We start from the raw sequence: 13,226 nt of genomic DNA, 5'->3' as shown, positions 1-13,226 counted from the left end.
AGAAAGCAGGCTATCAATAGATGGTCTGCTTTTTTGTTATTAGGTCAACCGTTAAATAAATTTTATATAAAAATTTGTCTAGCCCTGTATAACTTCAGTTTGGTAAAATTTTATACAACATGAAAAAAATACTATTTTTTATCTTTTTGGGATTAAGTATACATAGCGCCCATTCCCAAACGGTCCAAAATTTTAAAGTTAAGAACGCATCAAACGAAAAAGACCGAACCATGATGCTTGACATTCTACGAGCAGATCTTTATCAAAATGTTAAGCAAGAGCTTATATTCGTAGTGGATCATTTTAAGGTGGCTGGGAATTATGCCTGGTTTGAAGGAAAAGCACAGAGAAAAGATGGAAGACAAATAAGGTTTCCTGCAGAAGGAGAGTACGATTGTTGCCTTACAACAGCACTATTCAAAAAGAGTAATGGTAAATGGTATATAGTAGAAAGTGGAGCATTTGGAACGGATTGCTGGCACTGCGCTATCGCCTATAGGCACCCTTATGCCCCCAAAATTATTTTCAGCCAAACTGCTAGAGGAAACTAATAAACCTGAATTATATGAAAAAGAAAGCCCTTATTTTATCCTTATTTTTATCCGCACTTATTTTTTCTTGTGCAACAAAACAAGAACAACTAGAAGGAATTTGGTTATTCACCAATGTGGATGGAAATGATGTATCTGGTCAAGATATTAAATTAAATTTAGGCAAAGATGGCGTAGCTGTCATAGCAAACAAAGGAATTGTAGGCACTTGGCTCCTAACTAGTGACGAATCCACGATTGAATTAAGAGAATCTCGTGAAAAAAAGGCAGAAGAACTAAAGATAGTAACGTTAAATAGTAATGAATTGATCGTTATTACAAAGGGCGATACGGCTACACTAAAAAAGGTTAAAGAATAAGTGCTTTAAGATATTTTACCAAGAGGTTAGAAAAGCAGATGCGGATGCAGCTAAACAAGATGGCAAAGCGGTAAGATCTAGATTTACTCAACCTATCACCTTTGCCATTACAAAATAGAACTGTTATAAATTAGCGCAGTTTTTTGTTAAGCATAATTTGGATGAAATTAAAGCGCCGCGCCCATCCTTTTCTTTTTAGCTGTTTTCAAGTACTTTTGACGTAGATGAGCTCAAAAGACCCGAAGGTATTTTTTATCACCCCGCCTTTTACCCAATTAAATACGCCCTACCCAGCGACGGCTTATTTAAAGGGGTTTATGAATACCCAAGGTTTGGCATCGTATCAGGCAGACTTAGGACTAGAAGTTATATTAAAGCTTTTTTCGGCTAACGGTCTCCAGCAATTATTTGCCAAGATTGAAAGTTCAGGCAAAAAGCTGAATGAAAATGGGCAGCGAATGCTCCGACTAAAACAGTCCTACATTCGTACCATCGACCCCGTTATTTCCTTTTTACACGATAAAAATCCCACACTCGCCCATGTTATAGGCGAACAAAATTACCTTCCAGAAGCGTCTCGTTTTCAGCAAGTAACGGATTTAGAATGGGCCTTCGGGAGCATGGGGGTGCGTGATAAAGCGAGGCATCTAGCCACGCTGTACTTAGAAGATATCTCTGACTTAATTATCGATGCGGTTGACCCACATTTTGGATTTAGCCGATATGCGGAACGGCTCGGTCGCTCAGCTTCCACTTTCCATGAATTACACGATGCGCTGAACGCGCCTCTTACCTATATTGATGACTTATTGGTGGCTATTTTAGCTGAAAAAATCAAGGCAGAAAAGCCCGATTTAGTCGCCATTACAGCCCCTTTTCCAGGTAATTTATACAGTGCATTGCGCTGTGGACAATGGCTGAAGAAACACCATCCTGAAATCAAAGTAGCCTTTGGCGGAGGGTATGCGAATACCGAATTACGCTCTTTACAAGAGCCCCGCGTTTTTGAATTTGTCGACTTTATTACGCTGGATGACGGGGAAACTCCTTTAATGAACTTATTAGGTCATTTAAAAGGCGAACGAGAATTAAAGGACCTAAAACGCACTTTTTGTTGCATCGAGGGAAAGGTCACTTACCTGAATGGGTCAACCGATTCCGATGTGAAGCAGAAAGAGGTGGGTGTTCCAGATTATTCGGATTTGCAATTAGATCAATATCTATCCGTCATTGAGATCGCTAATCCGATGCATCGCTTGTGGAGTGATGGGCGCTGGAACAAATTGACGCTCGCACATGGATGTTATTGGGGCAAATGTACATTTTGCGATATCTCTTTATCCTATATTAAAGACTACGAATTCACAACGGCGCCTATGCTAGTCGACCGGATTGAGGCGATGATTAAGCAAACGGGAAATAATGGTTTTCATTTTGTGGATGAAGCTGCACCGCCAGCTTTAATGCGCGATGTGGCGTTAGAAATTATTCGTCGTGGTTTGACAGTGGTTTGGTGGACAAATATAAGATTTGAGAAAAATTTTACGAAGGATTTATGCCAATTATTAGTTCGCTCCGGCTGCATTGCCGTTTCGGGCGGTTTAGAGGTCGCATCGGATCGATTGTTAGAATTAATTGATAAAGGGGTAACGGTGTCACAAGTAGCCCAAGTGGCGGATCATTTTACGCAAGCAGGTATTTTAGTACATGCTTATTTAATGTATGGATTTCCGACGCAGACCGCTCAAGAGACAGTGGATTCCGTGGAAGTGGTCCGCCAGCTGATTGAAAATGGGGTAATTCACTCGGGTTTTTGGCATCAATTTGCGTTAACAGCACATAGTCCTGTAGGCCAAAATCCGGATGCCTACCAAATAAAAATTCTGAATCCTGAACCAGGTAGTTTTGCAAATAACGATTTAGAGCATGCGGATCCAACGGGTACAGACCATGCCCTTTTTAGTGAGGGGCTGAAGAAATCCTTGTTTAATTACATGCATGGCATTGGCTTAGAAATGCCGTTGCAGGATTGGTTTGAATTCAAAATTCCACGGACTCAGATTCCTAAAAACTACATTGCGCGTATTTTAACCCAAAAGGAAAATACATTCCCTAAGGCTACGGCTAAAATCGTTTGGTTGGGACCTGAGCCTAAGCTAGATAAAAAAAGAATTTTATTCAGCTTAGGTAGAGAAGAGGTTGAATTGCAGGTTCCGGAGAAGCTGGGCATTTGGCTGATGAAATCATTGCCAGAATTATCACTAGGAACTGGAAAAACGGGAACCTTTGCGGAATTCCAAGCTGCATTTTCGCAAGCAGGACTAGGTGATTTTGAACATTTCTGGGAAGGGGTAGTGGCAGAAGAATTACGAGAGATGGGATTGTTGGTGGTATAGGATCTATTTGAAATGAAACTACTATTTACCCTTTGATAAAGATTTACTTCAATTACTATTCAATAAATTTAATGGTATGAAAAAAATATTAATTCTACCTCTCATCCTAATCACTATTTATTGTAGTGCCCAATCTGAAATTATTGGGAATCCTATTATGCTTTCTAACTTGGAAATATCTCAATACACTTTTCCTAATAGTATGAATTGGAGGGAGGCACTAAATGCCTGTAAGGAACTAGGCGATGGTTGGAAACTACCCTCAAAAGAACAATTGGACATACTATATAAAAACAAAGATGAAATTGGTGGATTTGTGAATGACGCCTATTGGAGTGCGACTAAAACTGGAGATTATGAAGCTTGGAGACAGTATTTCAGCGATGGCGATCAAGTTCTCACTCCGAATTATTCTGTAGGGTATGTAAGAGCAATTAGAGTAGTAAATTTGGATTCAATTCATGGTAGTCAATCAAGCTTGCCTGAAATAAACGATGATTCTATTCGTAATGATCCTAATAAAAAAATAGATTTAGGATATATTGAATTAGATTCTGGACAAGAAATTACAGTGTCTGAATCCGATGATGAGTTCGGCGAGGAAATAGATAAAGAACTTGAAGAATTTCTTGCAGGTCCTAAACTTATTATTCAAGAATCTGATGTAAAGGTATCTGCTTATAAATTCAGTACGGGTATCCCATTTGCAGGAACAATTGATAGTAAATCAGATAAAAGGTTTTATTCTCAAAAAGAATTGAGAGACTTGCATAAACCAGCATATATAATTGGCAAACCTATAAAAGTCGGAAATTTTATAGTGGCTCAGCATGAATTTCCAGTTAAATACATTTGGAAAAATGCCAAAGCTATTTGTGCTACTTTAGGACCTGGTTGGAGATTACCATCCAAAAAAGAATTATATATCCTTTATCAGAATAAAATCAAAATTGGCAATTTTTCTAAATATGGATATTGGAGTTCTTCAGAAGGTAATCAAGAAGGGGTTGCTTGGTTTCAAGATTTTTATCTTGGCGGGACGAATCCTTCGATAGCAAATAAAAATAGTCCTTGGGGTGTTCGTGCAGTTAAATCACAGTAAAGCCCAATGACATTATCAATAGCTATTGGGAGAAGCGTCTAATAGATTGTAATTAATAATATGGATAATTTAGAAACTAATTCTAAATGCTCTTACAATCACATTCAATAGAGTGAATTGAGGAAAAGAGTTGGTTACTAGATAAAGAATTCAAACTAAACCAAAAATTGTGTATCCACCGTGTTACGAAAGTTGATATAAAAAAAGCCTCAAATTTCTTTGAAGCTTTTCTTTTAGTTGGCGGTCCGGACGGGACTCGAACCCGCGACCCCATGCGTGACAGGCATGTATTCTAACCAACTGAACTACCGGACCGTCTTGTAATTGGTGGCACAAAATTAGGGATTTTCTGCTTTGAAACAATACCTTTGGGTAAAAATATTAGAATTTATGCATTTACCAGCCAGCTACGAATACCCGAATGCGCCCTATTTCGCTGAATATCTGAACTTTGAAGCAGACGAAAATTTGTTCGAGGTGTTGAAAAATCAATCTGAGGAAATTATCTCCCTCTATGAAAATCTACAGAAAGGTCAGGCAGAATTTGCCTATGCAGAGGGAAAGTGGAGTCTAAAAGGCCTTCTAGGTCATATCGTAGATTCAGAACGGATCTTTTCCTACCGGGTTTTGGCCATATCTAGAGGCGAAAAAACGGCATTGCCCGGCTTTGATGAAAACGAATACCAAGCAGCCTCGGAATATGAAAATCAAGCAGCACAAGAAATACTCCTCCAATACAAAACCACGAGAGCTGCCACCACTGCACTTTTGCATTCGTTTTCGACTAAACAATGGAATCAAATGGGACAAGCGAATGGGAAGTCTATTAGTGCGCGGGCTTTGGCCTGGTTGATAGCTGGACATGAAAAACATCATTATAACATAATTCAAGCAAGATACTTACCGCTTTTTTCTTAAATTGCCCTATGCAATTCTACAAATACCAAGGAACTGGAAATGATTTTGTGGTGGTCGATGACCGCGCAAAGACTTTTGACCTGAATCAGGAAGCAATTGCTTTGCTTTGCCACCGCCGTTTTGGAATAGGTGCTGATGGCTTCATGCTATTGCAAGAGGAAGATGGTTATGATTTCCGCATGGTCTATTATAATTCCGATGGAACGCCGGGTACGATGTGTGGAAATGGCGGGCGTTGTTTAGTTCGCTTTGCGTCAGATCTAGGTATTGTGAAGGACAAAGCTCATTTCGTCGCGGTGGATGGGCCGCATTTGGCCTATATTAATCCAGAAACGATTTCCTTACAGATGATGGATGTTCCTGGCATCGAGCAGCATAATGACGATTATTTTACGAATACGGGTTCCCCGCATTTCGTGCGTTTTACGAAGCAGGTGCAGTTTTATGATGTCAAAAATATAGGTGCATCCATTCGATATTCAGAGGCATATCAGCCCATTAACGGCACGAATGCGAATTTTGTGGAGAAATTAGATGACCAAACACTCTTCGTTCGCACCTATGAGCGCGGCGTAGAAGATGAAACTTATTCGTGCGGTACGGGGGTAACGGCGGCAGCTTTAGTAGCTAAAACCTTTCAAAACGTACAAACACCCGTAAAAATCAAAACTTTAGGCGGTGAATTAGCTGTCGATTTCGACGGCGACGCGATCACCGGTTTTACCAATATTTTCTTAATAGGTCCAGCGAAACAAGTTTTCACAGGTACCATATCCGTGTAATATGACTTTAGATTCAACCACTTCTCAAAATATCGACCAATGGCTTTCGGGCCCTTACGACTCAGCCACAAAAGCGACCATTGAGGATTTAATCGCGAAAGGGGATCAAACGACTTTGACCGATTCCTTCTACAAATCGCTGGAATTCGGTACGGGCGGTATGCGTGGCGAAATGGGAGTAGGTTCGAATCGCATGAATAAATACACGGTAGGCGCTGCAACACAGGGCTTTGCGAACTATTTAAACGCGTCATTTCCAGGCCAAAAAATCAAAGTAGCCATCGCGCACGATTCACGCAATAATTCGCCTGAATTTACGCGCATCGCTGCAGATATCTTCACGGCAAACGGCATCGAAGTCTACTTATTCCCTGCTTTACGCCCTACACCACAACTTTCCTTTACGGTGCGCCACTTAGGCTGTCAAGCAGGAATCGTGATCACCGCATCGCATAATCCCAAGGAATACAACGGTTATAAGGCTTATTGGTCTGACGGATCACAAGTGGTTGCACCGCACGATAAAAACATTGTAAACGAGGTTAATGCAATCATGAGCATTGCTGATATTAAGTTCACTGGAAACGATTCCCTGTTACACCTTTTAGACGGTGCCATCGACGAGGCATACTTACAAACGATTCTAGTGAATTGCCGCCAGCCGGAAGTTATTAAACGCCAAAAAGACCTCAAAATCGTCTTCTCCCCTATTCACGGAACCGGAATTACCCTAGTACCGCCGGCCTTGAAATTATTAGGATTTGAGGCTGTGACTATTGTAGAAGAACAGGCTGAACCTAATGGTAATTTCCCTACGGTGATCTACCCGAATCCGGAGGAGAAGGAAGCCTTGACTTTGGCCCTAAACAAAGCCAAAGAAATCGATGCCGACCTCGTCATCGCCACAGACCCCGACGCAGACCGCGTAGGAGCAGCTGTAAAAAGCCCAGACGGCGAATGGGCCCTCTTAAACGGCAACCAAATGGCCAGTTTAATCCTATATTACTTATTAAAAGTATCGGATTTAAAGGGCAATGAATTCGCTGCGAAAACCATCGTAACGACCGATTTAATCGATAAAATGTGCGCATCTAAAGGCGTACCTTGCTATAATACCTTAACCGGTTTCAAATATATCGCACAAGTTATCCGCGAATTAGAAGGAAAAGAAAAGTTTCTAGGCGGCGGAGAAGAGTCCTACGGCTATTTAATCGGTGATGCCGTACGTGATAAAGACGCGGTAGCCTCTTGTGCCATGATCGCAGAATTAACCGCCTACGCGAAAGATCAGGGCAAATCGCTCTTCGATTTCTTAGCGGAGATGTACGTGGAGAATGATTTCTATTACGAAGGACTTATCTCCTTGACTAAAAAAGGTAAAGCCGGCGCCGAGGAAATCAAACAAATGATGATCAACTTACGCTCGAACATTCCAGCAACCGTAGCCGGTTCTAAGCCGGTTCGCGTTTTGGACTATGAAGGCTTAGTTGCTACCGATTTACTTACGGGCGAATCCACGCCAATCAAGATTGGTTTAGGCATCGAAGCATCTAACGTAATTCAATTGATCCTAGCCGATGGTTCCAAAGTTTCTGCTCGCCCATCCGGCACCGAGCCTAAAATCAAATTCTATGTTTCTGTGAATGCTCCATTAACATCTGCAGCAGACTTCTTTCAGGTCTATGCGGAGTTGCAGAAGAAGGTGGGAGTTATTCAAGGGGATTTAGGATTGGTATAAAGAATAAAGCATAGAGCACAAAGAATAAAGGTGGAATAAAAAATGGGGCTCAGGCCCCATTTTTTATGTATTCAGAAACATTTCATAAGGTCATCTCCGTAGGAGATTCCAACTTTATTCTTTGTGCTTTAAGCTCTATGCTCTCTAATCCCCCACCCCCGGATACAACCTATCAAAATTATCCATAAATTCATCCAACAAAACCGATGACTATGTTGACTGAATCTCAGATCCATGCGTATAAGCAGGATGGATTTATCCACGTTCCCCACTTTTTTTCACCCGAAGAAATCAATTTATTATTTCAGGTGGCGACCGATGAATCGGTCGTTAATCACGCCTTTGACTTGAATGATCAAGACGGTAAAAAAACAAAATTGACGCTTTGGTTTACTGCTGGTGATGATTCTTTTGGATTAATGTCGCGCTGCAAGCGCATGGTAACTTCGGTGCAAAGTCTGTTAGGCGAAGGCGAAGTTTGCCATTTTCATTCCAAAGTCATGCAGAAAGAACCGCGCGTAGGCGGGGCTTGGGAGTGGCATCAGGATTATGGCTATTGGTATAAAAATGGTTTTCTTTATCCTGAATCGATGGTATCAGTCATGATCGCATTAACGGATGCAAACATTCAAAATGGATGCCTTCAGGTGCTGAAAGGAACACATCACATGCAACGAATCGAACACCATTTTGCGGGGGAACAACAAGGAGCTGACATGGCCTTTGTGGAAGAGGCGGCTAAGGTTTCAGAGCTAGTTTATTGCGAATTAAAGGCGGGAGATGTGCTGTTTTTCCATCCAAATTTACTGCACAGATCGGAAGCGAATTTATCCGATAATGCGCGCTGGTCTGTTATTTCAGCGTATAATTTAGCGTCTAATAAACCATTTTTGGAGAAAAACTTATCTTGCATTACGCCCATTCAAATGGTACCAGATGAGGCTATTTTAACGAGCGGAAAAAAAGCAGTCTTAGGAGCTGACTTTCTAGCTAAGGAGGAAGAGATCACTTTAAAAGTCAACAAATAATGGCTAAAATATGTATTCTAGGTGGTGGTTTTATCGGTAGATTCTATGCGGAGTCCCTTTGTGGAAGACGTAGTAAAGATAGTGTCACCGTCGTTTATTCAAGGAAGGAATCCACAGCCTCTCGGTTTGCGAAGGACTATGACGTTCCCCATTATTGCACAGATATGGAAGACGCGATTGCGCATGCAGAATCTGAATTTGTCGTTATTGCTCTACCTAACTATTTACACGAAGAGGCGGTTATGCTTTGCGTGAAACATAAAAAGGCGGTACTGTGTACGAAACCGCTGGGGAGAACGGCGGCGGAAGCACTTCGGATGACGTTAGCTTGTGAGGAAGCAGGGATTTTTGCGGGATATTTAGAAGACTTATGTTATACGCCTAAATTTTTAAAATCGGTTAAAAGTGTGGAAGATGGGGCAATAGGACGAGTTCTTTGGGCCAAATCCCGGGAGACACATCCTGGCCCGCATGCAGATTGGTTTTGGGATATGGAGAAAGCGGGAGGTGGTGCCGTGATTGATTTAGGATGTCATTGCATTGAGATTGCGCGGAATTTTATAGGCAAAGATGTACTTCCCGTGGAGGTTATGTGCTGGGCGGATACGCAAGTAAAACCGATTGATGCAGAAGATCATGCCATTGGATTAGTTAAATATGAGAATGGGGCTATCGGTCAGTTCGAGGTTTCTTGGACGTTTAGAGGCGGAATGGACTTACGTGATGAAGTGATGGGGACGGAAGGTACTATTTGGGTAAATTCATTCTTACGGACTGGATTTGAGATGTTTACGAGTGGAAATACAGATAATTATGTGGCCGAAAAAGCAGAAACAAACGTGGGTTGGCAATTTCCTGTGGGCGATGAAGCGCATGAATTAGGCTACCCAACCATGTTCAATGACATGTTTGACGCTTACGAAAAAGGCATTCAACCTCGGGAAACTTTTTATGATGGTTACGTAGTGAATGCGATCATAGATGCGGCTTATAAATCTGCCAAAACAAAGCTTTGGGAACCCGTCCAACTCCCAGAATGGCGCGGAAAAAGGGGGCTAACGAAGCCGTCTGTCTACCAGGAATACGATGAAAAGCATTGGCTCATCAAAGAGGAAATCCTTCCGAATGGAGATAAAAAGATTATCGTAAAGGATAAATCAAGTGGTGTTATTTCAGAAATAGCGTAACTAGGCTAGTTTGAATTCACTGGTAAAGTGGAATACAATCTCTGGGTTGTTTGTTTGATTCATGCGAAGAATCCAGTCAGATTCAGCTAGGAAAACATAGTTGCCGTCTTTGTCTTGGGCGATGTTTTGGCCCTTTAAGCGAACGAATTCTTGTAATTTCTTCGGATCTTCTGAAGTAATCCAGCAAGCTTTAGTGACTGACATGCCTTCGAAGCGACATTTTGCGCCATATTCGTGTTCCAAACGATACTGAATTACCTCGTATTGAAGTTCTCCTACTGTGCCCACAATCTTACGATTTCCGAGTTGTGGTTGTAAGAAAAGTTGAGCTACCCCTTCGTCGGTTAATTGGTCGATACCTTTTTCGAGCTGTTTGGCCTTCATCGGATCGAGGTTAATTAACTCCTTAAATATTTCTGGGGAGAAGGAAGGAATACCTTGGTAGTTTAATACCTCGCCTTCAGTAAGCGTATCTCCGATTTTAAAGTTACCTGTATCATATAAACCCACAACGTCCCCTGGGAAACCTTCATCGATGACCTCTTTATCTTGAGCCATGAAATTATAGGGATTCGCGAAACGCACATTTTTCTTTAATCGGATGTGTTGGTAAAAGGTATTACGTTTGAAAGTACCTGAACAGATGCGTAGAAAAGCGATTCTGTCGCGGTGTTTCGGGTCTAAGTTCGCGTGAATTTTGAAGATGAATCCAGTGAATTTCTTTTCTTCTGGTTCCACGATACGAATATCGGTACCACGCGCTTGCGTAGACGGTGCGATGCGAGTGAAGGTGTCTAATAATTCTTGTACACCGAAGTTATTCACAGCCGAACCAAAAAACACGGGAGCAATCTCCCCAGATAAATAATCGTTGCGATCAAAGGCCTCATATACGCCGTCAATCAATTCGACGTCCTCTCTCAATTGATGCGCGTCACGATCTCCCACCCGCGTATCTAACTCGGGGGAATCGATGTCTACAGCGACTACTTCTTTTTCGATTCTGGTCTTATTCGCAGAAAATAAATTCAGCGATTTGTCCATTAAATTATATACCCCTTTAAAGTTTTGTCCCATATTAATAGGCCAGGTCAAAGGTCGCACCGAGATGCCTAATTTTTGTTCTAATTCGTCCAAAAGGTCGAAAGGGTTTTGGCCTTCGCGGTCCATCTTATTGATAAAGATGATCACGGGGGTCTTGCGCATGCGGCAAACCTCCATTAAACGCTCCGTTTGTTCCTCTACACCCTTCACGCAGTCAATCACCAAAATCACCGAATCTACGGCCGTTAACGTACGATACGTATCCTCTGCAAAGTCCTTGTGACCTGGCGTATCCAGGATATTGATTTTTAATTTATTGTACTCGAATGTCATCACGGAAGTCGCTACCGAGATTCCACGCTGACGCTCGATCTCCATAAAGTCAGACGTCGCGCCTTTCTTAATTTTGTTCGACTTCACCGCACCGGCTGTTTGGATCGCACCACCAAAAAGAAGCAATTTCTCAGTCAATGTTGTTTTACCAGCATCGGGGTGAGAAATAATCCCAAAGGTTCTGCGTTTCGCAATTTCAGTTTCAATCTGACTCATTCGTTCTTCATTAAAAAATCAAGGTGCAAAAATACGCCAAAAAAGGGGGAATTAAAAGGCAAAAAAAGAGCCGGGGCTTTCGCCCCGGCTCCTACCTACCTGAAGAGAATTACTCTCTCGTATTCAGCAATGATCTTGGTCTACTATACAAGAAGTAAACTACTAATCCGAATAATAACCAAGCCATGGCAAACAATTGCGCTGTGCGGCCTAAGTTCAAGATTAAGAACGTGTTCACTACGATTCCAAGAGGTGCTATGATGTTTAAGCCAGACACTTTGAAAGGACGATCACGTTTCGGATCTCTAAAACGAAGAATCCATACCGCTAAACACACCATCGTGAAGGCAAATAAGGTACCGAAGCTGGTCATATCACCTAATAAAGAGATAGGTGTAAAACCTGCTACGATGGAAACCACCGCTCCTACTAGGATGGTTGATTTCCAAGGAGTTTTTAAGGTAGGATGAACTTCTGCGAAGAATTTTGGCAATAAACCATCTTTCGCCATGCCTAAGAAAACACGTGTTTGGCCTAACATCATCACTAGCATTACCGACAATAAACCAGCAGTTGCTGCCGCCGTTATGATAAATACCGCCCAAGGCTGACCCGCTTTATCAAATGCAAAGGCAACTGGCGCCTTTAAGGCATCACCCGTAATATCTTTGTAGTTGATCATTCCTGTTAAAACCAACGAAACCGCGATGTACAATACGGTACAAATCAATAAGGAAGCTATGATCGCGAAAGGCATATCCTTCTTCGGATTAATCGCCTCCCCAGCTTGTGTAGATACGGCATCAAAACCAATATAAGCAAAGAAGATAGCTGATGCACCTGAGATGATACCACCCCAGCCATAAGCCGGTAGCATTTCTCCATTTTCACGGGCAACGCGTACTTCTTCAGGAATGAACGGAGTCCAATTCGCTACATCGATGTAGAAAGCTCCCATGATAATCACAAACAAGATCACGGCTACTTTGATAACAACGATTAAATTATTTGCGCTCGCCGCTTCTTTGATCCCTCTCACTAAAATCCAGGTCACAAACCACACAATCACAAGAGCAGGTAAATTCACCGAAGCTCCACCGAAAGTAACCGGGTCATTCGTCAAATTTTCTGGTAAATGTATCCCAAAGAGATGGAGGAGCTTATTAAAATAACCCGACCAACTCACGGCAACCGTCATGGCACCCATCGCATATTCTAAAATCAATCCCCAACCAATAATCCAAGCAAATATTTCGCCTACCGTTCCGTAAGCATAGGCATAGGCACTACCTTCCACAGGTAACATCGCCGCAAACTCGGCATAGCAAAGTGCCGCAAAAATACAGCCAATACCTGCGATCACGAATGAAAGCGCTAAGGCCGGACCCGCATGGTAATGCGCAGCCGTACCAGTCAATACGAAAACACCGCCTCCGATAATCGCTCCGATACCGATGGCCGTTAAACTCCATTTACCTAATACACGCTTGAGCTCGCTTTTTTGCATGTCTTGCTCAAACATATGCATGGGTTTCTTTCTCCAAATACTATTGTTCATAGTCGTATTTTTTT

11 protein-coding genes and 1 tRNA gene are annotated in these 13,226 nt (G+C 42.0%); 9 read left to right on the top strand and 3 right to left on the bottom strand.

The window, feature by feature from the left end:
* Positions 1–119 precede the first annotated feature (119 nt).
* The 4 genes from ACST14_RS07090 (at position 120) to ACST14_RS07075 (ending at position 4,408) form a co-directional block, all read left to right on the top strand.
* Entirely contained in the window at positions 120–551 is a 432-nt protein-coding gene (locus tag ACST14_RS07090) for a hypothetical protein (RefSeq protein WP_459462019.1), read from the top strand.
* A 14-nt stretch (positions 552–565) separates the two neighbouring features.
* Positions 566–910, top strand: coding sequence for a hypothetical protein (locus ACST14_RS07085; protein ID WP_459462017.1), 345 nt, complete (start codon positions 566–568; stop codon positions 908–910).
* A 224-nt stretch (positions 911–1,134) separates the two neighbouring features.
* Positions 1,135–3,306, top strand: a complete 2,172-nt coding sequence (locus tag ACST14_RS07080; RefSeq protein ID WP_459462015.1) for a B12-binding domain-containing radical SAM protein — start codon at positions 1,135–1,137, stop codon at positions 3,304–3,306.
* A gap of 76 nt (positions 3,307–3,382) precedes the next feature.
* Positions 3,383–4,408, top strand: coding sequence for an Lcl C-terminal domain-containing protein (locus tag ACST14_RS07075; protein WP_459462013.1), 1,026 nt, complete (start codon positions 3,383–3,385; stop codon positions 4,406–4,408).
* A gap of 238 nt (positions 4,409–4,646) precedes the next feature.
* Here ACST14_RS07075 and ACST14_RS07070 read toward each other — a convergent pair.
* Positions 4,647–4,723 (bottom strand) — tRNA-Asp (locus ACST14_RS07070).
* A gap of 75 nt (positions 4,724–4,798) precedes the next feature.
* Here ACST14_RS07070 and ACST14_RS07065 point away from each other — a divergent pair.
* From ACST14_RS07065 to ACST14_RS07045, 5 genes are all read left to right on the top strand, one after another.
* Positions 4,799–5,326: a DinB family protein gene (locus tag ACST14_RS07065; RefSeq protein WP_459462011.1), complete on the top strand. Its 528-nt coding sequence runs from the start codon at positions 4,799–4,801 to the stop codon at positions 5,324–5,326.
* Between the two features lie 8 nt (positions 5,327–5,334).
* Positions 5,335–6,108 (top strand): diaminopimelate epimerase, encoded by a 774-nt coding sequence (gene dapF / locus ACST14_RS07060; protein ID WP_459462009.1) that lies wholly within the window; start codon positions 5,335–5,337, stop codon positions 6,106–6,108.
* Position 6,109: 1 nt separating this feature from the next.
* Positions 6,110–7,846, top strand: a complete 1,737-nt coding sequence (locus tag ACST14_RS07055) for a phospho-sugar mutase (RefSeq protein ID WP_459462007.1) — start codon at positions 6,110–6,112, stop codon at positions 7,844–7,846.
* Positions 7,847–8,058: 212 nt separating this feature from the next.
* Complete coding sequence (locus tag ACST14_RS07050; RefSeq protein ID WP_459462006.1) at positions 8,059–8,874, top strand: phytanoyl-CoA dioxygenase family protein; 816 nt, start codon at positions 8,059–8,061, stop codon at positions 8,872–8,874.
* Entirely contained in the window at positions 8,874–10,061 is a 1,188-nt protein-coding gene (locus tag ACST14_RS07045) for a Gfo/Idh/MocA family protein (protein WP_459462004.1), read from the top strand. Before ACST14_RS07050 ends, ACST14_RS07045 begins: the two co-directional genes overlap by 1 nt.
* On the opposite strand, the gene ACST14_RS07040 is transcribed toward ACST14_RS07045, so the two are convergent.
* Both ACST14_RS07040 and ACST14_RS07035 read right to left on the bottom strand, forming a co-directional pair.
* The gene (locus ACST14_RS07040; RefSeq protein WP_459462002.1) at positions 10,062–11,654 is read right to left on the bottom strand and encodes a peptide chain release factor 3; all 1,593 of its coding nucleotides are present in this window, start codon (positions 11,652–11,654) and stop codon (positions 10,062–10,064) included.
* 109 nt (positions 11,655–11,763) lie between these two features.
* Positions 11,764–13,212 (bottom strand): APC family permease, encoded by a 1,449-nt coding sequence (locus ACST14_RS07035; RefSeq protein ID WP_459462000.1) that lies wholly within the window; start codon positions 13,210–13,212, stop codon positions 11,764–11,766.
* Positions 13,213–13,226: the final 14 nt, after the last annotated feature.

The sequence above is a fragment of the Aquirufa sp. A-Brett2-15D genome, assembly GCF_054558735.1.
This window is presented reverse-complemented; position numbering and strand designations above follow the sequence as displayed.